Source organism: Ruegeria conchae (assembly GCF_000192475.1).
Lineage (GTDB): Bacteria > Pseudomonadota > Alphaproteobacteria > Rhodobacterales > Rhodobacteraceae > Ruegeria > Ruegeria conchae.
The window spans coordinates 46,690-69,274 of record NZ_AEYW01000014.1; the positions used below are offsets into that span (position 1 = coordinate 46,690).

A 22,585-nucleotide genomic window follows, 5' to 3' on the forward strand; every position below is an offset into this window, starting at 1 on the left:
TGGTCTGACTCCACCACATCCTAAAAGCCGAACAGGTTGGCCTGGGTGATGCCCTTGCGGACAAATTCATCCCGATCCGCTTCGGGTTTCCAACCCAGAACCTCTTTGGTGCGGGCATTGCTGAAGGGGGACAGATGGCCCCGGGATTTCCAATCGCTATAGGACTGGTTCTTCAGATCACGCAGCCCGACGACGTAGCGTTTGAGCAGGTATTTGATGCTGCCCGACAGGTAGAAGGTCCAGAAAGCGCCTTTTTTGACCTCGATCCGCGCGTCCAAAGCCTCATGTATCGCGTCAAAATAGTCCCGCGCGCTCATCATCGGCTCACCAATCAGATTAAATGACTGCCCCACGGCAGCGTCATTGTCGATCATTGCGATCAGAGCATCCGAGATATCTTCGATCAGGACAAACGGTAGGATGTTGTGCCCATCCCCCCAGATCCGCACCGCCCCGGCCCCATGCCAGCGCCCGATGCCCCAATGTTGAAGCGGCCCGCCCTCACCGATGACAATGCCGGGCCGCGCAATTACCAGAGGCAGGTCCTGATTCCGGTGCATTTCAAGCAGTCGCTTCTCGCATTCCGCCTTTGAGCGGGCATAGAGGTTGCGGTCGCTCATATCCTCGCCAAATCCGGTGTCTTCTGTGATCGTGCGCGCTGGATCGGACATGTCATATGAGGCGATGGTTCCGGTGTAGATCAACCGCTTGACCCCGGCCTCTTGCGCTGCCTCCGCCACGCGCACAGCCACGCCGACGTCGTTTTCAAGGCACCCTTCCCAGGTATTGTCCATGGATTTGGCCAGGTTATAGACGACCTCAATCCCTTCCATGGCAGCGGTCAGCGCCTCTTTGTCCCGCAACGAAACAGCAACAGTTTCAACCTGATCAGCAATGTCGGCGAAAGGTCCATGCCGCCCACGACTGAGGACCCGCACCCGACGTCCGCTTTTGACCAAAGCGCGTGTCAGATGGCGACCGATGAAACCAGTGCCCCCGATCACCATAACCGTAGGCTTCAAAGTTGCAGCAGGCACGACCGGGGCAGGCTTCGCGGTGAATTCATCCGGTATCAATTCGGCGGTTTGTTCAATGGCTCCGATGACGGCCCCGGCAGCAGCGGCCGAAAAACGGTCGTCCACCGGGTTGTTAGTGCGGATCGCATCGTAAAACGCACCAAACGCCCCCAGAAAGCTCAGCGCATAGGGGGATTTGCGGTTCAACGATGTCAGTTGTCTCACGCCGTTGACCACGCCCTCGCAAAGATGCTGACCCGCCAGCCCCATCTGTTGACGGAATGGGTTTATGACGATGTCGGATGTGTTCTCGCGTCGGATCGTCAGCGTGTCCGTAGCATAATCCAGCCGCGCCATCGCCGAGGATCCATGCACTACGACCGACCGGTCATCCATGGTTTCAACCAATTCGAGATTGAACGTCAGATCGACATGACCAGCCCGCGCCCGGATCTGCCAGCTTTGCGGGCGGACCTGCCCCCCTTGCAGAGTGACGGGCTTACCTGCTTCCAGTCTGAAATCGCTGAGCTCACCAAACAGATCCACGGCATAGGCGTAAAGATGCGGCCCCAGTTCAAAAAGCAGATTGCGTGCCTCTTGTAACATCCACAGGCCATAGGGACCGGATCGCAGGGGCGCCAAGGGAAAGCGCCAGTTGAATTCGGCGCTGTTGATCCGGCCCAACGCGCCAGACCGGCAGGCTTGTTTCAACCGCTCGTATGACGGGACACCCAGGAAGTTGTGGCAGACGGCAATCTGCCGCCCAGCCTCTTTTGCTGCAGCCGCGACAGCGCTGCAATCGGCATGCGACAACGCAAAGGGTTTCTCCACCATCACATGGAAGCCCGCCCGAAGACAGCGCTGTGCCAGGTCTGCATGGATATGCGGTGGGGTCAGGATATGGACCGCGTCGCAGATATTGGCAGCCGCCATCTCTTCGATCGAGGTGAAGGGCTGAATTCCATAGGTTCCGGCGAAATCCGATGCCGCCGCGGGCGACACATCGCAGATTGCCGTTAGGTCAACGCCTTTGCTGGCCCGCAGCGCGTTTGCGTGCCAGGTTGCGATATATCCGGCTCCGATCAGGCCGACGCGAATTGGGTTCTGATACATATTCTTTTCAACACGAATGACTATTTATATTCGATGATCTTCATCGGCGCCGCCCGCTTTCGGCGCCACAGGTATGTCAGCATACCAACAACGTTGGGAAGTTTGGACAAGGACAGCAAAACCGCCTGTCGCATCGCTGATGGACGAGGCAAGCCTTCCTGCATAAGGCCCTGTGTGGTCCGCAGGTACGACAGCACATAGATGCCCAAAACTGCCAGAACGATCCAGGCCGACACGAACAGCCCGATTGCCGCGACGGCTGGCAAGACCGCACCATAGAACCAGGCCCTTGTGCGCTCTCGCGTGAAATAGTCGGCATGCAGATCGCCAACCTGGGCAAATCCATGCCCGGTGCGAACGGCCCGCTTCCACCATTGAGAAAAACGCATCATGGCAGCGTCGTGACGGGTCATGTCCAGGGGCAAGCGTTCGATTTTCCAACCCGCTTTGCGAATGCGCACGCAGAATTCGTCATCCTCGGCCGCGATGACGGTGTCATCAAAGCCGCCGACCCCGTCAAAGGCCGGAACCCGTACCATCATGTCGCCGCCGCAGGTTAGGATCGAACCCGCCGGGCGGTGCCATTCGAAATCGCAAAGCGCATTGTAGACGCTTGTATCGGGGTGAATCTCAGCTCTCCAACCTGTCACGATGCCAAGCCCGGGATCGGCGACCAGCGCCTCAGACGCGGCAGCGACCCAGCCATCGACGATGGCGCAATCGCCATCAACAAACTGAACAAAGTCCAGTGGCACACCCATCGCCTTTAAGGCAGCATATCCGGCGTTGCGTGCCCGCGCTGCAGTGAACGGGCGGGACAGGTCCAGCTCAACTACATGTGCCCCGACATTACGGGCCTGCTGCACGCTGTCATCGGAAGAATTCGAATCTACATAAACCACCGCAGACACTTCATCGGGAACCGAAGCCAGGCAACGAACCAGACGTTCACCTTCATTTCGACCGATCAGGACCAGACCGATTGCCGGGATCAGGGTATCATTCGGCATTCCTCACCCCCTGACTTTCAGGTTGGACGAGCTGCGCCAGACGCGTCGCTTCAGTTTTCTGGTTGAACTCGGCGGTCACTTTGGTCCGGCCCGCCTGACCCATGCGGGCGCGCAATTCGGGATCGCTCAGCAAATCACGCAGGCGTTCGGTCAACGCATCGACATTGCCGGGCGGCACCAGATAGCCGCTGACGCCATCCTCGACCAGTTCCGAAATGCCGCCGACACGGGTGGTCAGCACAGGCAGACCACTGGCCATCGCCTCCATCAGCGTCACCGGGACACCTTCGGCAAAACTGGGCAGGACCAACGCATCGGCCCCGGTCAAAATCTCTGCCACCTCACTTTGCGATTTGTATCCGGCGAAATGCACCACCCCATCCAGTTTCAAGCGCTTCGCCTGATCTTCAAGATCTGCCCGTTCTGGCCCATCCCCGATCAGCGTTGCACGCAATCCGGGCGTGTCCTGTTCAAGCCGCGACAGTGCCTCAAGTAGGACCGGCACGCCTTTGACCCCCGCCAGCCGACCGACAAAGACCAGATGAGGCCTGTCAGGATCAGCGGTGCTGGTCGCTTGATACTTCTCGGGATCGATACCGCAATGAATGATATTGAGCTTCTTCCAATGCTGGGGGTCCGAAAAGATCATGCACTGGCTGCGGCAGAAATCGCTGATACAGGCCACAAACCGGGCCTCAGAGATCTTGGTATCGATGCGCCAGTGTTTGGGTTCAAAAAAGATATCCGGCCCGTGGATTGTGAAACTGAAAGATATACCACTGATCCGGCTGGTCAGCATTGCAACCGTGCAGGTGGCCGTAGCGATATGATTGTGAAGATGGCGTACCTTACGCTTGCGAAGATGCTCGGCCAGCACCGCCGCCTCTGCAAAGTAGAACAGTTGATACACCAATCCCTTCAACCCGGCCGGACGGGTCTTCAGCGCCAGACCAAGGGCCGAGAAGTATCGACCTGGCGCCCGCATCAGTGCCTTCAGGTGGCATTGGATCAGGTGCAACGGGGATTTCGCTGCCGCGATCACATAGAATGTATTCTGATATTCCTGTTGTTGTTCGGGGCCCACATGATGCTCGATGCCCGTCTTGCGGATCGAACACGTTTCGACTTCAACCCCCTGCGCACGCAGGGCGAAAATTTCGCGCTGGATGAAAGTATCTGTCGCGCGGGGGTATTCCCCAGTCAGATATGCGATGGGTGCTGGCTGGCTCATGCCGACTTACCTTCGATCTGTAACCGGTGCATGACTTCGGAAAAGGACGGCTGCGGCGGGATATCCAGTCGCGCATGAAGGCGTGTCGTATCAAAGCGCACTGGTTTCATCCGGGCATGCAACGTGGCGGGCCGCAGCAGCCCCGGTAATCTGTTACCCAGCCTCGGAATCTTGCCCAATACGGCACCGACAATACTGAACAGACGCCAGCTAATCGGCCATACCACGCGCGGCCAACCCGTCTGACGCAGCGCCGCGACATAGGTGGCGCGGTCTGGACGGTCATCATCAAAAACATTGATCACTTCGACCCCATTGGACGGGGTCTGCGCTGCCTGCACAAGCGCCTGCGCAGTGTGCACCACATAGCTGACAGGGACTTCCCCGGCACTTTCCATCGAAATCAGCAGCGGTCCAACAGGATACCCTAAATGCGCGTTCCACAAACGCTCTGGCCCAAATACCGCGCCAGGCCGCATAATCCAAAGATCGAAACCTTGTGCTTCGGCCACAGCACGTGATTGCCGCTCTTGCATCAGTTTGGCCTGACAATAGGCGTCCCGCTTCTGAGGTGCAGTTTCGAGCGGGCAATCTTCGGTCAACAGCACGCCGGTTTCTACAGCACGGCCATCATAGACGGACAGGGAACTGACCAGCACCAGCCGAAGCGAAGACGAGCAGGCCTGAATCGCGCCAAGTACCGTTTCCATCGCCTTAGCTGTCTCGCGAATCTGGCGGTCTGGCGCCCCACCCATTATTGCCGCAGCGTGAATAATTGCATCCACATCAGACAATCGTTTCGCTAGTCTGCCCTTCGCATCTGGTTCCGCCAGATCCAGAGGAAACACGACAATCCCGGAATCAGTGCTCCATGCAGTAGGCGTAGTCGCTTCAGAGCGCACCAATGCCACCACTTCATTCCCCGCGCCTCGCGCCGCGTCAACCGCGTAGCGCCCGATGAAACCGCTCGCGCCTGTGATCAAAATCTTCAACCCAGCCATGACGTTAACACAATCCGGGTGTCCCTTGGTGCTTGGTATTCAAAAGAAATCTCAACCGCACAACACTATCAAACCTAACAACAAAAAGACCTATTCAAACCCCTGCGTAAATCGGGATTTTGTCAATTTCGAGAGTTTTATAAAGTAAGTGAGCGTAATTACGAATGGGAATGCCCGAATTTTTGCCCGGAAAAGAACAATTCCGCGCCTCTGCCCGCATATGACGCAAGATAGGCCTCCCCAACCTGATATCGACAAACACCAGGCTGTGAACGTGCGCGAACACAATTCTCGATCAAAGCGCTGGTAACATCACGCACTACTGGACAGTATGCCGTTAGTCGAAAGCTCAAACTTAAAAAGCTATGTTCAGACATCTGATTAATCCGCCACTCATTGCGCTTTGCACGACCATTTTCCTAGCTGGCTGCGAATCCTCCGAAGAACGGGCCGAGCGCTTCTATCAATCGGCGCTTGAGCTTTTGGAGACGGGTGATCCCGAACTGGCGCTGCTTGAACTGCGTAACGTATTAGAGCTGGATGTTTCTCATACCCAAGGACGGATCTTGTTTGCGCAGACTCTGGCACAACAAGGCCAGATAGGCGAGGCGCTGAACCAGTATCTGCGCGTGGTCGAACAGGAGCCCGAACGGCTGGATACCAGACTTATCGTGACCAGAATGTCATTGGACCAGAACCGATGGGAGGATGCGTTGCGCCATGGTCGCACTGCGCGTGATCTGGCAGCTAACAATGCGGATGTCCGCTTTCTAAATGCGGTTCTGGACTATCGTGAGGGGATCGAGGCCGAGGACATTGCTGCGCTTGACGCGCCATTGCAAGTCGCACAGGACAGACTGGTGGACAGTCCCGACGATCGCCTCGCCCGGCGATTGGTTATTGATCATGCGGTAACGACTGGGAACCCTGATCTGGCCCTGCGCCGTATCGAAACAGCGTTGACGCATCTTCCCGATGAGTATGAATTCCATCTGGCCCGTTTGCGTATCCTGTCCGACCAACAAGACATGGCGGCAATAGGTGAGGCATTGCGGGAATTGACGGGCCGCTTTCCCGACCGGCGATTGGCGCGCAACATGCGATTGGCATGGCATATGGAGCAAAAGGACGTCGCCGGAGGCGAGGCGTTTTTGCGTCAGCTCGCAAATGCACCAAACACAGGCGTCGACGATCACCTGCAAGTGGTCAATTTCTTGAAACGCACCCAAGGTGAGGAAGCTGCGCGCTCGGAACTGAACAGCCTGATTTCCGCGCAGCCCGAAAACAAAAGCTATCAGGCCACATTGGCGGCCCTGAACTACGAGGCAGGCCAGACCGCAGCCGCCATCGAAATGATGCACGAACTGCTGGCGGACGCTCAGGCCACGGAAGAGACAGCAAACCTTAAGATCAATCTGGCGCGCATGTTGATCAGCGGCGGGGATGTACCTGCCGCCGAGGCGCTGATCAGCGAGGTTTTGGCGGAAGCTCCGGGTCATACGGAAGCGCTGAAAATGCACGCCACCTGGCAAATTCGCGAGGATCGCCCCGAGGAGGCCATTCTGACGCTGCGCACCGCCCAGGCCGGAGCACCGCGCGATCCCAACATTCTGATTCTGATGGGTCAGGCACATGAGCGCACCGGAGCGCGAGAGCTGGCCGGTGAGCGCTATGCGCTAGCGGTTGAGGCCTCAGGTCGCGCTCTGGACGAGTCTTTGCGCTATGCTGCGTTCCTGCTGTCGGATGACAGGCTTGATGTTGCTGAAACCGTTCTGGCGGATGCGCTTGGTGTCACGCCCGGCAATGTCGAATTGCTGACCGCAATGGCTGAGATTCAGCTGCGGCAAAAGAATTGGATTCGGGTGAAGAGACTGATCTGGCGCCTGCGGGCACAAGATGATCCCTCTGCACTGACAGCCGCCGATCGGATCGAAGCAGCAGTATTGGTTCAACAGAACCGAACCGAAGACGCTATCAGATTCCTGAGCGACCTGAGCGCCGCAGAGCCGGCGGACCTTAATGCACTGACAAACTTGATCGGCACCATGGTACAGAACGGCAAAATCAATACGGCTGTTGATGTGCTTGAAAACAGGTTGCAGGACACGCCCGGCGATCCGGTATTGCGCTATTTGCGCGCCGGGATTTACGAGGCCGAAGGCCAGGATGACGAAGCCGAAGCGATCTATCGCGTGTTGCTTACAGAAGACCCGGAAAATCTTCGAGCCGTACGCCAAATGGCCCGGATGCTGACCCGACAAGGGCGCGAGCCAGAGCTAACGGCACTGCTCAATGTCGCGTCAGACGCCAATCCAGATGCAGTGTTGCCGCGCGCCCTGCGGGCAGAGCAGCTTCAACGTCAGAATGATTTCGACGGAGCGATTGCAGCTTATGATGCGCTTTACACAAATAACTCTGACGTAGAGGTATTTGCCAACAATCTGGCCAGTCTGATCAGCATCCATCGCGATGATGCCGAAAGCCTGTCGCGCGCCTTTGTCGTCGCCCGCCGGTTTCAACGTTCAGACGTACCTGCCTTTCGCAATACCTATGGCTGGATTGTATTTCTAAGGGGCGAATTGGATGAAGCGATAATTCACCTTGAGGCAGCAGCGCAAGGACTGCCCGACAATCCGACTGTTCAATATCATCTGGGAGAAGCTTATGTTGCTGCTGGACGCGGGGAAGACGCACAAAGAGTCTTGAACCGGGCTGTCGCGCTTTCGGCGCAGCACGATTTCTCTCAGTTACAAAGAACGCAGGAATTGTTGCAGCAATTGTCTGTCAACCGGTGACTGTCGCGCGGTCCGCCTGTCAATTCACCTGTTGGACCGAAACGTGTTCGACACAATTTTCCTCGACAAGCAGGGCGCGGCAAATGAGGACGGCACACAGCATAAGGCCGACAATACCGCCTGTTGCTGCATAGATCATGATCGCGGTGCCCAATGAAGCGCCTGAAACCAGCGCACCGACGCTCAATGCGCCCGCGGCCATCAATCCATGCAAGATCAATCCGACTATCATCTCACACTTCATCCCCTGAGATGTCCCTACGCGCGGTTGTCCTGACACCACGCCAGCAAATTATACAATTGTGTCACAATAATGTCTTCGTCCAGCGCACGAAGGCAGCGGTCATTCGCCGATCAGGTTAGGAAGATCCGGTTAACAAAGGGTAACTACGTCACAGTCTGCAAGAAATCATGAAAACTGACTTGAAAGCTGGGCAAGATATCGCCGAAACAGGATAGAGTGTATTCGGCGCAGCGCCGAGCGATACTGCAATGCAGAGATGGAAGAGTTTGGACATGAGATCAATTTTCACATTGCTTATTTCGGCATTGATCAGCGTTCTGGCGCTGCCGGCGCTGGCGCAGGGCTATCGGATTCAGTCAGGCGATACGCTGCGCGTCGAAGTGCTTGAAGATGAGAGCCTCAACCGCGACATTCTTGTGGCGCCTGACGGTCAGATAAACGTACCGCTCGCGGGCACCATCAGGGCCGGGGGCCGCACAGTTGAGCAGGTCAGGTCTGATCTGACCGAACTGCTTGCTCCCAACTTCGCTTCTACGCCCAACGTGTTTGTATCGCTGGGCGCGTTGAACGTACCGATTCCGCCGCTTCCCGACGAAACGATCTATGTATATGTGATTGGAGAAGCAGGCTCGCCCGGGCGTCATGCGCCAGTGCGCGGTACAACACTTATGCAATTCTTCGGTGAGATGGGTGGATTTTCTAGATTCGCCGCCACAAAACGGATAATGCTACGTCGTACAGACAGCGCAGGTAAGGAAACTGTTTACCAGTTTGACTATGATGCGATGTTGGACGGCACAGGAACAGGGGGATCGACGAGGCTGGCCGACGGTGATGTGATTGTAATCCCACAACGGCGCTTGTTCGAATAACCCCTAAAAAGGGGCAGGGCAGTGAAATTAAAGCTTGGTTTACAAACAGCACTTTGTGGTGCTGTTTGTATGTCGGTAAATACAGGTAACCGCGCAATCGCTCAGGGCATTGAGTTGGATCCCGGCGGGCCGCAAATGACCCTTGGCATAGCTCAGCGTTTTGAGACAGGGCGCAATTTGACACTTGATGTTCCCGAGCAGGGCAATGGATCAATTGCTTCGACAATCCTATCCTTTGGGCTATCGAGTGAAACTCCCATACAGAGCCTGAGCTTGGATGCTGTTACCGCTTTGCGGTTTAGCGATCTGCCAGATCGAGGCAGCGACGTTGATATCGGTGATTCCATCTTTGACTTTGGTTACATTCGAGACGGAGCCAACGCTGGTCTCGACCTTGGCCTCGACTTTTCAAGCTATGATATAGGTCTTTTTCGGTCACTTAATGACTTCATAGATGAAGACGGTGTAGTCGATTTACCCTCCGACTTTGGCGATTTAACGGGCGACGGGACTCGCAGAGAGTTACTCTTTTCCTTACAAATGGACTTTGGGCGTCAGGATTTGGTCAACTATTATTTCCGCATAGATACGCAGAATCTTGACTACGTAGATCAGACAAGTCCGGATCTATTCGATACTGATGTAATTAGCGGGGGTGCGGGCATTGGCTTTATCCTGTCGCCGGTCACAACTGCCGCGATTGATATCAGCGCAGAGCGATACGAAGAAGATAACCCGGATCAGACTGACCGGAAAACCAAAGATATTGTTTTTGGGTTGTCTCAGGAAGTCACCGAACGGTTGCGGTTGGACTTCGCGTTAGGGTACGTGGATATCGATGAGCGCGAACTGATTTCCGGCGATGACTCTGCCTCTGGCCTCATCGGAGGATTTGGTGCCGAGTATGATATGCCTAATGGCGCAGTGTTTTTCGATGCTGAAAGCGAGTTGGCGCTGGCTGGGCGCCTTAATTCATTCCGTGTCGGTCGCAGCCTTGAAGTGCTTGGCGCTGAGCTCTCGGCCAGCTTGGGTGTTGCGCATACAGATGGTGGAAAAACAGAACCAATCGGGTCGTTGACATACAGTAATGAATTTGGCGACAACGAACTTCGAATCTTCTTCGATAGGGATGTCGTCATCACAGATGACGAGGTATTTCGCGACGAATATATTCTTGACGTCGGCTATATCTGGGGCCTTGGCCCATCTTCACGTTTCGGGCTTGGTGCAACGCAGATTTTCCAAGATTCTACTGAAGTAGATCCTCGCGTTGAACGGACAGACTTGAATGCCGTATACAGCTACGAGCTCGAGTCTCAATGGATTATAAATGCCGGTCTAAACTACAGTGTCCGTGATGAAGAGGGCCTTGGCCGAGCTACCAGTCCTCTGGCGTTTTTTCAGATTGGTCGAGAATTCGCTTGGCGGCCGTGATCAGCTTTCACCGTCAACTGCATAGGTGGGCTTGCCAGATACTCGGATCCACCATAGTCATCGGCTGCAGTTGGTAATTCATATGTTCTGCATTACCGCCATGGTGAATCTCTGCTTTGGCTAATGTTCAACTGGACCCGTTGATCTTGCAAAGATACATTTATTCCATTCCCAAATTTCTCTTATGGATGTTCACACTCTATGTCGTGGTGCTTGCGTACCAGGATTTTCTGCTGGGTGGGAACTCCTGGAAACAGGGTGACTGGCTTATCAATAGCGTCGATACGACCGTGCGTCGGGGAATAATGGGCTCATTACTGCTACGAGTCTCTCAGACCTTATCCATTGACGTTGTGCTATTGGTAGTGTTGCTGCAAATCTCCCTATTGTTGGCCGCGATGGGTCTGCTCACCCAATCAATCAGAAGATCCGATACACCCGCGACCATTTGGCTTCTGATTTTGTCGCCGGGCTTTTTCATCAGTTTCTGGTCACTTGACGATCAGGGCGGCTTGCGAAAGGAGCTGATCACCTTTCTGGCATTTACCCTTTTGCTGTATGCCACCAGCCGCCTGACACCCAGCAGGATTTTGATCTACGTTTCGGCATTCGTATTCGGCTTTGCTGTTCTAAGCCACGAAGGCAACCTTTTCTTCGCCCCCTTCTTTGCCTTCAGCTATTACCTGCTGTTTGCGAAATCCGCGATTTCCCGCCGAGAGCTCGCTGCTCTTCTGATTATCCTTGCAGGCTCCTGCGTCGCCACCGTCGTCATTGCATTCAGCTTCGACACGGTGACCGATTACATGACAGTTTGCCGCCCGGTACTGGCAGCGGGCGTCGACGCTGAGATTTGTTCCGGAGCAATCAAAGCACTTGAGATTCCGCTTAAGGAATACCTGACAGCGACGTTCTGGATGTTTTTCTCACCCCTCGTCCTGTCCTTTGCACTTTTGTACGCAATAACTGCGATCCCGATCATCGTCATCGGCAGGCATTTCATTGATGGTCGCATGTTCATCAAGGCCTACGTGGCCTCGGCATTCCTGTTTCTGCCTCTTTATCTCGTTGCAGTGGATTGGGGCCGTTGGGTCAGTTTCCACACAACAGCTGTGATCTTTACATTGCTGATTGCCGTAAGCCTCGGCTTCGCGAAAAACACACCGGGCCGGGAGCTGCCGCCTGTATTGTTCAACATATTGCTCATTTTCTTCCTGATTGTGGGCTTCTCACATTTCGTCAACGTGATTTGGGGCGGCATGGCGTGGAAAGCGGTAAATGGCATTCTCTAACCAACCGCCGGATAATCTTCCCTAGCCTGCCCTTAACAACCCGCTTCTCGCGTCAGATGGGCAACCGAAGATGAACCCTCAAGCGGGATCACCTTCGGTTCTGGCTAACGCAGTAATGACGTCAGGACGGTATGTAGGGCTGCACAGCCTCGAACACATGGTCAGAGATTTCTTCATAGTTGTCCATGAAGACGCTGTGAATATTCTTTGTCGAGACATCCGGTTTTGGCGCTTTTTGCTCGAACATGGTCGAGTATACGATCATCGCGACCAACAGATGCAGCGTGTCATTGCCGTGCGGTGCGGCATCTTTAAACCATTCGCCAGCTTTGATGTCGGAAGCCGGCGTGTTTTCCATGACCGAGACCATTGTGCGGGCGACCGGGATCATCCTGATGCGCGATGCGACACTGGGTTCAGTTTTTTTGGCGTGCTCCAGAAGATTGTCGAACCAACCCGTGTAATCATATTGTGATGTCGTTCTTTCACGCCAACGGGCAAAGTCGCGGTCTGATCCGGCACCGGTACTATCGTCCAATATTTTGCCGCCATCAGCCCAGCCTTCGTAGATCCAATAGATCGGCTCATCCGTCACATTTTCTTCATGGGCCGCGATGATATCCGTTACCTCATCGCCCCAGGTTAAAGCTTTGCCTTCGACCGGGGGCCTGGGGATAGGCCCGGCGACAGCCGGGTTCGGGTTAGCACCTTGCGAGCCATAAACAGGAGGGCCCGAAAAGTTATCCGTCACGATGATAACATCTGTCACGTTTGCGCGTTCAACTGACGGCCATGACTGGGTGACCCCTGGCGACGGAACCCCAAATCGAATCCAGTTCTGGTTCCAATTCGGCGGAGCGACAGGCGGCGTAATGTCATAGCTACCCTGAGCCGCAAAAAACTGTTCGCCATTCGCTTCCACCAGCAACTTCATCATCGGGGGAACCAGATCATAAAGACTGTTCATATACGCACCAGTCGACCTCCGCTGTAACGCCTCGGCTTGGGCAAGGCTCGGAACCGAGGATACGGTGACCAGCGAAACAACGACTGCACTCAAGAATCGCACTGCATAAACTCCCGATAGGTTCATCTCATTGAAATACAGTACATCGCGCAAATGCGAAGTACATCCTGCAAAACAAATTCTTCCGCGGACCCTCTACTATTCTACTCGATTCAGCATATTGTTCTTGGCAATGAAACAGGGGCTATCCCTGATCGATCCCGAAAAAGTCCGTATTTCAAATCAGTACGGGTAATGGGGGCACAATGAACGAGCCTGTGTGAAATAGCGCCTCGCCAGACATACATCCGCCGTATTATATCCATAGCCAAGTAAATATATATACTTGCGTTATCTGACTAATAGTTTGAGGGGCTTCGGCCATTTGTTCATATGACGAGTGAAACACCTTTACCAGTACTGGTGGTGGATCTGGACGGAACGCTGCTGCGCTCTGACATTTTGTTTGAGACTTTTTGGAGTGCATTGGGAAGAAACTGGCGGACGCCAATTCAGGCTGTCGGCGCGTTGATGCAAAGCAAGGCAAAGCTGAAACGGGACCTTGCCCAATCCGGCCCATTGGATGTGGCGACGCTGCCCTACGACCCCGAGGTCATCTCTTATGTGAAGAACTGGCGCAATCGTGGTGGCCGGACGGCGCTGGTAACGGCCAGTGACGAAAGGATTGCCAATGGCATCTTCGACCATCTGGGTATTTTCGATGAGGTCTACGGATCGGACGGCGTTCGCAACCTGAAAGGCCCTGCAAAGGCATCCTTTCTGAAGGACCATTTTGAGGGCGGTTTTGCTTATATGGGCGACGCCCATGCCGATATTCCTGTATGGTCACAAGCCGAACGCGCAATCACTGTAAATACCTCTGCCTCGTTGCGCAGCACGGTGGACAGCCTGGACGCTCAGGTCGATCATCTTCAGACCCGGCCCAACAGCATCAAACCGTATATCAAGGCAATGCGCCCGCATCAGTGGCTCAAGAACATATTGGTCTTTCTGCCGATGCTGGCGGCCCATCAGTACGATTGGGGCACGTTTTTGGCCGCTCTGATGGCATTCATCTCCTTTTCGATGGTTGCCTCCAGCGCCTACGTCACAAATGACCTTCTGGACTTGGCCGCCGACCGGGCCCATCCGCGCAAATGCAAACGGCCCTTTGCGTCAGGCGCAATACCGATCGCTCATGGCACCTGGATGGCGATGGGCATGCTTGCACTTGGCGTCATCATCGCCGCCAGTGTCAATCTCGCCTTGTTGGGGGCGATGATCTTTTACTACGTTGCGACCACCGCTTATTCCCTGAACATCAAACGCCGGATCGTGATCGACATCATAGTGCTGGCCGGATTGTACACGACGCGCATCATCGCTGGTGGCTATGCGACAGAAATACCCCTATCGGTCTGGCTTTTGGCGTTTTCGGTGTTTTTCTTCCTGTCTCTGGCATCGGTCAAACGTCAAGCCGAACTGATAGACACCGCCAAGCGTGGTGCGATGGAAGCTGCTGGTCGCGGATATCAGGTCGATGATCTGCCGCTGATCAGTCAGGTGGCAATCTCGTCAGGTTATGTATCGGTGCTGGTGATGGCGCTTTATATCAACTCGCCAACCGTTGTGGAGCTTTACCGATCCCCTACGGCGCTTTGGGTTGTATGCCTGATCCTGCTCTATTGGCTTACCCGCATCATCATGATTACCCATCGCGGACACATGCACGACGACCCGGTCGTGTTTGCGGCCAAGGACCGAACCAGTCAGCTGTGTTTTCTGGGCATTCTGTTCTGCGCCATCTGGGGTGCGCTGCTATGACATTGGGGGGATTGGTCCTGCGCTACGGCGTGTTCGCAGTCATCGCAACGATTGCAAACCTGACGACCCAACGGCTGGTTTTGCACTGGGGCGAAGGTTTGGGCCTCTTTGTCATTGCCATGGGCGCAGGTACATTTGTGGGACTGGTCATAAAGTACCTTTTGGACAAACGCTGGATCTTCTATGACCTGTCCTCGGGCGCTGCGGCGCATGGCAAGAAGTTCACGCTCTACACCATCATGGGGCTGGTCACGACGGTAATCTTCTGGGGTTCCGAAACAGCATGCTGGCTGATCTGGAAAACCGACCTTGCACGGGAGATCGGTGCCGTGATCGGCCTGACCATCGGCTATGTGGTAAAATACAATCTGGACCGGCGCTACGTGTTCACCGACGCGATGCTGTCGCTGGGGCGTGCGACATGATGCTCAGCGGATGGGGGCGCTTTCCAGTCATCTACGCTCCGGTCGTTGATAGGCCGCGTTCCGAGGCAGAATTGACCGCTGCCCAGGCCAAAGGCGGCGTCATCGCGCGCGGAAACGGGCGTGCCTATGGGGACAGCGCCGTCAGCCGTCGTGGTACAATCGATATGCGTCACTTCAACCGCATGATCTCGTTTGATGCGGAAACCGGCATCTTGGTTGCAGAGTCTGGTGTAATGCTGGCGGATGTCATCACCTCTTTCCTGCCGCGCGGCTGGTTCCCTCTGGTCACGCCGGGCACCAAATTCGTGACCTTGGGAGGCATGATCGCGGCCGATGTACATGGCAAGAACCATCATCGTGACGGTTCGATGTCGGCGGCCCTCGAATGGGTGGATGTCATGGATCAATCCGGTCAGGTGCACCGGGCATCCCGCACACAAAACCCGGAACTATTTGACTGGGTACCTGGCAGCATGGGACTGACCGGAATAATCCTGCGGGCAGCCATTCGCCTGCAATCGGTCGAGACCGGCTGGATCAGGCAAACCACGATCCCGGCCAAAAACCTCGCCGAGGCAATGGAGATCTTCGAAACCTCTGACGACAGCCCGTATTCGGTCGCCTGGATCGATTGCCTCAAGGGTGGTGCGAACCGGGGCCGATCTCTGGTCATGTTGGGCGAACACGCCTCAGGCGACATGCTGGGCGCGCAGGAAAACGATGACCGATACGCGCTACGCCCCAAGCGAAAAAAGAGTGTAGCCTTCGACTTTCCGGGTTTTGCCATGTCAGGCCCCTTAGTAAAGGCGTTCAACGCGCTGTACTACCGCGCCGGGCTGCGCAAGGCTGGCGACAATCTGGTAGATTGGGACAGCTACTTTTATCCTCTGGATGCGATTTTGAACTGGAACCGGGTTTATGGGCGCCGGGGTTTTCTACAATTTCAGTGCGCATTGCCGCTCGATGCATCCAAAGCAGGTCTCGAAGCTCTGCTCGAGGCGATTTCCGAAGCCGGTGCCGGGTCGTTTCTGGCTGTGCTGAAACGGTTTGGTGAGCAGTCCAGCAAGTTTTCATTTCCGATGCTCGGCTACACACTGGCGCTGGACTTCCCTGCCACTTCCAAAAACCTAAGGTTGCTTGAGCAGTTGGACAGGATCACCATTGCCCATGGGGGCCGTTTTTATCTGGCCAAGGATGCCCGAATGACCGCACAGACGCTGATCGAGAGCGATCCGCGCGTGGCGCGGTTTGTAGCCCAACGTCAGGACAGCGGTGCCTCTGAAACTTTTCAATCCTCCCAATCCGAAAGGCTAGCGATATGAGCAAAGATTCCGTTCTCATCCTTGGTGCGCGCTCGGACATCGGCCTCGCGGTGGCGCATAAATTCGCAAGCCTCGGCCATCCGATCCAGCTTGCGGCGCGTAATGTCGAAACCTTGAAACCCAACCGCGCCGACATCACGACACGATACAAAGTCGACGTTACACTTCATGAGTTCGATGCGTTGCAGCCTGACAGTTTTGCAGGCTTCGTTGACAGTTTGCCGAAATTGCCATTGATCGCGGTTTGCGCCGTCGGGTTCATGGGTGAGCAATCGCAGAACGAACAGGACTTAGCAGCCTCCAGCCTGGTCATGCGTTCGAATTACGAAGGCCCCGCGGGCATTCTGGCTGAACTCGCCAATCGGTTTGAGACGCGTGGTTCCGGTACTCTGGTAGGCATCAGTTCAGTCGCCGGGCTGCGTGGGCGCGCAACAAACTATGTCTATGGTTCGGCCAAAGCCGGATTTACCGCCTTCCTGTCAGGTCTGAGGAACCGGTTGGCAAAGAAGGGTGTGCATGTGGTGACGGTTCTGCCTGGTTTTGTCGCCACGCAGATGACCGAAAACCTGGACCTGCCTGAATGGTTGACGGCACAACCGATGGAGGTCGCCGAGAAGATCGCCACAGCTGTCGAGCGCGGGAAGAACGTGATTTATGTCCGTTCAATCTGGTGGCTGATCATGACGATCATCTGCAACATTCCAGAGAACATATTCAAGAGGCTGAAACTATGAAATTGCCATCTACTGCCTTCAGGACTAAGGGAGTTTCGGGCAATTGACCTTCAGGACATAACCGGGACTGAGCAGCGTTATGAAAACCCCCACCGGTTCATAATCGCAAGACTTTTCGTCAAGCACTTGCCGCAACCCGTGGGTCGCCCGCCCCGTGTCTCCGGGCCAGACCGCATGGATTGAGCTTATGTAGAACGTACTACCATCGCGGGGCGCAGCATCCAGAACAAATCGTGCCAACGGGCGAAAATCGCCGCGCAAACGCAACATGATGTACATCTTCGCCCAGCCCGCAGGATCATTGTGCAGCATATCCTCGATCAGTTCGGAAAACAGATCGGCGTCCATCTCGTTCCATTCCGGATCAAAATAGGATGGATCAATCGCAACACTGTGGGTCGACAGAGATGGCGCATAACTGTGATGGGAAATGGGTGCGCCTCGTTCGATCATCAATGGGATCAGGCGAAATGCTCCGAAATAATGCAATACCTGCGACGGCGGAAGATCAGCCAAAGTTGCGATCACCTGATCACTGGATCCTTCGACAAGTTGCGGCGGCCATTTCGATACCACGCGCAGCCCGGTCGCTGCAAATATGCAGCTCAATACAGCCAAACCTGCAATGGCAATTGAACGTCGATAGCTTAACGAGCGGAGCAGGCAATCGACAACCGCCCCGGCCAATACGGGAAACACTCCCAACATCCAAACCAGATGGCGCGAACTGGCGGCCGGGTATTTGCCGATTGCGGCAAGCCCTAGAAAGACCGCCAGAATGGCGCTGATGAACAGTATCAGCCCTGACAGTTGCGATCGCTCTGCCCCTTTTGTGAACGCAACCGCGGCCAGAGCGACGAGGCAAACCACAAACAAGATGGCCGCGCCTCTGATCCGAAACAGCTCCATTGTGGCGTCGCCGAACCGCTGCAACGCCTCCATGCCCAGACCCCCATAGGCATCGGGAAACGCAGTAATCTGGATTTTCGTCGCATGACCAATCTGAAGGTAATAAGCCAAAGACAGCACAATCAGAAGGCCCGCCAGCGCGATCTCTTTGACCTCAAGCTGACGCCCGAGAAGCCGCAATACCAGAAATACGCCCACCACGACGCACGCCCCGACAATAGTGGAAACACCCAAAAAGAGGCCTGCCAGAAGAACTGCAATGTCGCGGAAATTCAGCCCCGCGCTCCGGTCTTTCGCATAGATCCAGGCCGCAAAGATGGCGAACCCGGCGGCATCGAAAGCATAGAATTTCAACATCGAGCCATTGATCAAAAAAGACGGGAGCGACAGCAACACGAGCAACCCCGCCGCCATCGGCAGAGCCCGCTTGCCAAAAGCGCCAAACATTGCCGCCGAGATCACGCACAGCGTCAGCAGGATGATGATCAGACGCATCACATGAATTGACAGACCAGAGATAGCTTGCAGCAGCAGGTTGAATACGGGCGGTCCCGCCTGCTGCGCCTCGGGCAAAGGGCCGAAGGCCTGGGCCAGATTGGTCAGCGGGAAGTTCAGCAACTGCGAAACTTCATCAATCCAGATGCTGCGATCAGTCCAGAAATAGATTTGGACAGTCCCAAAAACCGAAACCAATGCTAAAATCAATAAACCAAACGGGCCGTTGGGATGGCCAATATCCCTTTGCATGGCAGTCTCTCTGAATTCGCCTACATGGAAATGAGTAAACGAAACTATGACAGAGGGGCAAGACGGGCGCATCCACATACGGATGTGTCGCAGACTTTTGGGACGGTCAGAGTTAGCGACTTACCGGACACACTTATCCTGCGATCTCTGCAAATTGCCGAAAACCAGATGTCGTAGTGCTGGGGAATTGCTGCTTTCTGATCATTTTGGCGACCTCAATGCCGTCCAGTGTGGCCGAGGCGGATCTGAAAGATTTGAACCCGCACATGTGCCGGATGCGACGCTTGATAAACCGATGATCCTGCTCGATCAGGTTGTTTAAATACTTGGACCTGACTGTTTAAATTTTGGCGGTGCAACCAAACCGATTAAGGATTTTGTTAACCTCTCGGATGATCTGTTGCAAACTTTTGGCTGTTGACGCTCGTAGGCGCTGCGAGTGAATGGCTATCGGTGTATTCAAGTCGAGAGTCGGTCCATGAACTCTTTCAAAGGCGCGCAATATCCGAAGGACGTGATCCTGTTCGCGGTGTTCTTTTATGTTCGATACCGTGTTTCATATCGCGACTTGGAAGAAATCATGGGAGAGCGAGGTGTTTCCGTGGATCACACCACGCTGAACCGTTGGGTAACGCGATACTCAGACGCCATTGCCGAAGTCGCGCGTAGGCGCAAAGGACCATGCGACCGCTCCTGGAGAATGGACGAAATATACATCAAAGTGAAAGGCGCGTGGGTCTATCTCTACCGTGCCGTCGACAAACACGGAAAAACACTTGATTTCATGCTGTCCGAGCGGCGCAACAAACCAGTTGCCACGAAATTCTTTGCCCAGATGCTGGAGGTCAACGGCCTTCCGCGAGAGATAGTCATCGACAAAAGCGGCGCAAACACCGCTGGCATCACGGCCATTTACAAGATGTTAAAGGGGTATGGCTGCCCGATCCCGATCGAGATGATCAGGCGCAAATACCTCAATAACATCATGGAACAAGCTCACAGGTTCATCAAAAGACGAACCCGTCCGATGCTTGGCTTCAAGTGCTATATCTCGGCTGCAGCAACTCTGGCCGGGATCGAATTCGCGCACATGATCCTCAAGGGGCAACTCACATCCGGACTCTGTCCGTTCCAACAGTTCGCTGAACTAGCCTATTAACGCCGGTGTGATCACTGAAGTAGCTCGCCTGGCTGAAATCTTTGCAACGGAACCAGCTTATGTGCCGAACAACGGAACAGGGTTCTGTCGCAAACTTTTTAGATGGCAGAGCATCGGTGGAATTGGTGAGCAGTTTATCCCGCCAGTTGGATGAACTGCTGAAACGGACGGAGTCCGGGCGTGAATTGACTTTTGCGGATCATGTTGACCAGCTCTATGCCTGCCAGGACAGATGCGGCTGAAGCGAAAGATTTGAATCCCAGCATGGGTCTGATCCTTCGTTTGATGAAACGGTGATCCTGTTCAATGATGTTGTTGAGGTATTTCCGCCTGACCATATCGATTGGGATCGGGCAACCAAAGCTCTTGAGCATCTTGTTGATCGCCGTGATGCCGGCTGTGTTTGCACCACTTTTGTCGATGACGATCTTGCGCGGTAGACCGTTCACCTCTAGCGCGCGGGCGAAGAACTTCGTCGCAGCGGCTTTATTCCTGCGTTCGGACGACATGAAATCCAGTGTCTTGCCGTGTTTGTCGATCGCTCGGTAAAGATAAACCCATTCGCCTTTCACTTTCACATAGGTTTCATCCATACGCCACGAGCGGTCTGCGGGACGCTTTCTATACCGCGCTGCTTCAGCAACGAGGCCTGCATATCGGCTGACCCAGCGGTTTAGCGTTGCATGATCCAAATCAACGCCACGTTCCGCCATGATTTCCTCCAGATCCCGATATGACACGCCGTATCGGAGATAGAAGAAAACCGCGTGCAAGATCACGTCTTTCGGAAAATGCGCGCCCTTAAATGAGATCGTCACGGTCTGCTCCTGTCATGTTCCAGCACGCGTTACCAGAGGTTTCGTTGCAAAGTTTTAGGTCAGCCAAATAGTTCTGCGATCGCTTCAGTTCAGGTTGCCAACTCGGAGAATTGACGAAACCGGCAGATTCCGGGCGTGAACTGGCCTTTACGGATCATGTGCGTCACCTCGATGCCCGCCAGAGTCGCTGATGCCGAAGCAAGAGACTTGAAGCCGAGCATCGGGCGGGTTCGTCTTTTGATGAAACGATGGTCCTGTTCCATGATGTTGTTCAAGTATTTCCGCCTCACCATTTCAATTGGGACCGGGCAACCAAAACCTTTCAGCATCTTGTTGATGGCCTTGAGGCCAGCGGTGTTAGCTCCACTTTTGTCGATGACTATCTTTCTCGGAAGGCCGTTGACCTCCAGCATTCGGGCGAAGAACATGGTGGCCGCGAGTTTGTTTCGACGCTGGGAAAGCATAAAATCAAGCGTCTTGCCGTGCTTGTCGACAGCTCGATAGAGATAGACCCAATTGCCTTTCACCTTGATGTAAGTCTCATCCATTCTCCAGGAGCGGTCGCACGGTCCCTTTCGACGACGCGCCGCTTCACCGATTGCGCCTGCATACCGCGTCACCCAGCGATTCAGCGTCGTGTGATCCACTGCAACGCCTCGCTCATGCATGATCTCTTCTAGATCGCGATATGACACACCTTATCGGACATAGAAGAACACAGCGAAGAGGATCACATCCTTCGGATACTGCGCGCCTTTGAAAGAGATCATAAAAACTGACTTTCGACTTCAATATTTCGATATCCATTCACTCGAAGCACTTATGAGCGTCAACGGTCAAAAGTTTGCAACAGATCCGGTCTAACCCATCACTAAATGCATTCACCGCCATCGATAACCAAGGCTTGCCCCGTCATAAAAGCGGATTCATCTGAAGCTAAATAGACGATCCCATGGCCAATCTCTTCAACTGTCGCCCACCGACTCATAGGGATCGCCTGCTCGATGTAGCTTTCCAGTTTGGCACGGCCACCCATCTGCTTTTCGAAGCCTGCATTGAAGGGGGTGTCTACAAATCCTGGACAAAGGGCATTGAAACGGATTGCATGGACAGCGTAGTCGGCTGCCATCTGCCGGACCATCGCAACAGCTGCGTGCTTTGTAGTCGCATAGGCGATCATACCCCGGTCGTATTGAACCCCCGAATTGGAGGCCGTGACGATCACGCTGCCTCCACCTTGTGATTTCATATGGGGGACGGCTGCGCGCGCGGCAATGAAGTGAGCGCGGACATTCAATGCCCAAGAAGCATCCATTCCATCTGGTTCCACTTCTTCCAGCGTTCCTTCGATCTGCAACCCAGCATGAGAGTGCAACACGTCAAGCCGACCGAAGTTTTTTACTGCTTCGTCTATGGCTTTGGTAAGCGCATCGTCATCGGTCACATCAAGCTGTATGGCAGATGCTTGATTTCCCTGCGCAACGATCGCGGCCACAGTGGCTTCAGCAAGTGTTGCATCGCGATCGGTTACCACAACATTCGCACCCTCTTGTGCCATTGCCATTGAACCCGCCCGACCAATTCCTGATCCCGCGCCCGTAACGAGCGCGACCTTACCTGCAAGCCGCATGTCACT

The 22,585-nt window shown here is 54.7% G+C and carries 18 protein-coding genes and 2 pseudogenes; 9 read left to right on the forward strand and 11 right to left on the reverse strand.

The window, feature by feature from the left end:
• Positions 1–20: 20 nt before the first annotated feature.
• Genes G7G_RS0114785 through G7G_RS23085 form a run of 4 tightly spaced genes read right to left on the reverse strand, consistent with a single transcriptional unit; the run spans position 21 to position 5,371 of the window.
• Complete coding sequence (locus tag G7G_RS0114785; RefSeq protein ID WP_010442212.1) at positions 21–2,129, reverse strand: NAD-dependent epimerase/dehydratase family protein; 2,109 nt, start codon at positions 2,127–2,129, stop codon at positions 21–23.
• Between the two features lie 20 nt (positions 2,130–2,149).
• Complete coding sequence (locus G7G_RS0114790) at positions 2,150–3,139, reverse strand: glycosyltransferase family 2 protein (RefSeq protein ID WP_010442213.1); 990 nt, start codon at positions 3,137–3,139, stop codon at positions 2,150–2,152.
• The gene (locus G7G_RS0114795; protein WP_010442214.1) at positions 3,129–4,370 is read right to left on the reverse strand and encodes a glycosyltransferase; all 1,242 of its coding nucleotides are present in this window, start codon (positions 4,368–4,370) and stop codon (positions 3,129–3,131) included. The genes G7G_RS0114790 and G7G_RS0114795 overlap by 11 nt, the downstream gene beginning before the upstream one ends.
• A complete protein-coding gene (locus G7G_RS23085) occupies positions 4,367–5,371 on the reverse strand; it encodes an NAD-dependent epimerase/dehydratase family protein (protein WP_010442215.1) in 1,005 nt (334 codons plus the stop codon). The genes G7G_RS0114795 and G7G_RS23085 overlap by 4 nt, the downstream gene beginning before the upstream one ends.
• A gap of 365 nt (positions 5,372–5,736) precedes the next feature.
• On the opposite strand from G7G_RS23085, the gene G7G_RS0114805 reads away from it, so the two are divergent.
• Positions 5,737–8,166 (forward strand): tetratricopeptide repeat protein, encoded by a 2,430-nt coding sequence (locus G7G_RS0114805; RefSeq protein WP_010442216.1) that lies wholly within the window; start codon positions 5,737–5,739, stop codon positions 8,164–8,166.
• A gap of 19 nt (positions 8,167–8,185) precedes the next feature.
• On the opposite strand, the gene G7G_RS0114810 is transcribed toward G7G_RS0114805, so the two are convergent.
• On the reverse strand, positions 8,186–8,398 hold the full coding sequence (locus G7G_RS0114810) for a hypothetical protein (protein ID WP_010442217.1): 213 nt from the start codon (positions 8,396–8,398) through the stop codon (positions 8,186–8,188).
• Between the two features lie 284 nt (positions 8,399–8,682).
• Here G7G_RS0114810 and G7G_RS0114815 point away from each other — a divergent pair, with 284 nt between their 5' ends.
• The 3 genes from G7G_RS0114815 to G7G_RS0114825 all read left to right on the forward strand — a co-directional run bounded on the left by G7G_RS0114815 (position 8,683) and on the right by G7G_RS0114825 (position 12,005).
• Entirely contained in the window at positions 8,683–9,282 is a 600-nt protein-coding gene (locus G7G_RS0114815) for a polysaccharide biosynthesis/export family protein (RefSeq protein ID WP_010442218.1), read from the forward strand.
• 21 nt (positions 9,283–9,303) lie between these two features.
• Complete coding sequence (locus G7G_RS0114820; RefSeq protein ID WP_139056608.1) at positions 9,304–10,716, forward strand: hypothetical protein; 1,413 nt, start codon at positions 9,304–9,306, stop codon at positions 10,714–10,716.
• 188 nt (positions 10,717–10,904) lie between these two features.
• Positions 10,905–12,005: a hypothetical protein gene (locus G7G_RS0114825; protein ID WP_029622046.1), complete on the forward strand. Its 1,101-nt coding sequence runs from the start codon at positions 10,905–10,907 to the stop codon at positions 12,003–12,005.
• A gap of 121 nt (positions 12,006–12,126) precedes the next feature.
• On the opposite strand, the gene G7G_RS0114830 is transcribed toward G7G_RS0114825, so the two are convergent.
• The gene (locus tag G7G_RS0114830; RefSeq protein ID WP_139056610.1) at positions 12,127–13,074 is read right to left on the reverse strand and encodes a hypothetical protein; all 948 of its coding nucleotides are present in this window, start codon (positions 13,072–13,074) and stop codon (positions 12,127–12,129) included.
• Positions 13,075–13,404: 330 nt separating this feature from the next.
• On the opposite strand from G7G_RS0114830, the gene G7G_RS0114835 reads away from it, so the two are divergent.
• Genes G7G_RS0114835 through G7G_RS0114850 form a run of 4 tightly spaced genes read left to right on the forward strand, consistent with a single transcriptional unit; the run spans position 13,405 to position 17,316 of the window.
• Positions 13,405–14,835 (forward strand): UbiA family prenyltransferase, encoded by a 1,431-nt coding sequence (locus G7G_RS0114835; RefSeq protein ID WP_010442222.1) that lies wholly within the window; start codon positions 13,405–13,407, stop codon positions 14,833–14,835.
• The gene (locus G7G_RS0114840) at positions 14,832–15,260 is read left to right on the forward strand and encodes a GtrA family protein (protein WP_010442223.1); all 429 of its coding nucleotides are present in this window, start codon (positions 14,832–14,834) and stop codon (positions 15,258–15,260) included. The genes G7G_RS0114835 and G7G_RS0114840 overlap by 4 nt, the downstream gene beginning before the upstream one ends.
• Positions 15,257–16,582 carry an FAD-binding oxidoreductase gene (locus tag G7G_RS0114845; protein ID WP_010442224.1) on the forward strand — a complete coding sequence of 442 codons (1,326 nt, stop codon included), beginning with the start codon at positions 15,257–15,259 and terminating at the stop codon, positions 16,580–16,582. Before G7G_RS0114840 ends, G7G_RS0114845 begins: the two co-directional genes overlap by 4 nt.
• Positions 16,579–17,316, forward strand: coding sequence for an SDR family oxidoreductase (locus tag G7G_RS0114850; RefSeq protein WP_010442225.1), 738 nt, complete (start codon positions 16,579–16,581; stop codon positions 17,314–17,316). The genes G7G_RS0114845 and G7G_RS0114850 overlap by 4 nt, the downstream gene beginning before the upstream one ends.
• Before the next feature lie 24 nt (positions 17,317–17,340).
• Here the strand turns inward: G7G_RS0114850 and G7G_RS0114855 are convergent, their stop codons facing one another.
• Both G7G_RS0114855 and G7G_RS23960 read right to left on the reverse strand, forming a co-directional pair.
• Positions 17,341–18,972, reverse strand: a complete 1,632-nt coding sequence (locus G7G_RS0114855; protein ID WP_010442226.1) for a hypothetical protein — start codon at positions 18,970–18,972, stop codon at positions 17,341–17,343.
• Positions 18,973–19,105: 133 nt separating this feature from the next.
• Positions 19,106–19,306 (reverse strand): annotated as a pseudogene (locus G7G_RS23960) (DDE-type integrase/transposase/recombinase); the annotation flags it as partial.
• A gap of 144 nt (positions 19,307–19,450) precedes the next feature.
• Between G7G_RS23960 and G7G_RS0114865 the strand changes: the two are divergent.
• Positions 19,451–20,131 (forward strand): IS6 family transposase, encoded by a 681-nt coding sequence (locus G7G_RS0114865; RefSeq protein ID WP_010442228.1) that lies wholly within the window; start codon positions 19,451–19,453, stop codon positions 20,129–20,131.
• A 134-nt stretch (positions 20,132–20,265) separates the two neighbouring features.
• Here the strand turns inward: G7G_RS0114865 and G7G_RS0114870 are convergent, their stop codons facing one another.
• The 3 genes and pseudogenes from G7G_RS0114870 to G7G_RS0114880 all read right to left on the reverse strand — a co-directional run bounded on the left by G7G_RS0114870 (position 20,266) and on the right by G7G_RS0114880 (position 22,579).
• On the reverse strand, positions 20,266–20,949 hold the full coding sequence (locus G7G_RS0114870) for an IS6 family transposase (RefSeq protein ID WP_010442229.1): 684 nt from the start codon (positions 20,947–20,949) through the stop codon (positions 20,266–20,268).
• An 89-nt stretch (positions 20,950–21,038) separates the two neighbouring features.
• Positions 21,039–21,719 (reverse strand): annotated as a pseudogene (locus G7G_RS23090) (IS6 family transposase).
• Positions 21,720–21,820: 101 nt separating this feature from the next.
• A complete protein-coding gene (locus tag G7G_RS0114880; RefSeq protein ID WP_010442231.1) occupies positions 21,821–22,579 on the reverse strand; it encodes an SDR family NAD(P)-dependent oxidoreductase in 759 nt (252 codons plus the stop codon).
• Positions 22,580–22,585 lie beyond the last annotated feature (6 nt).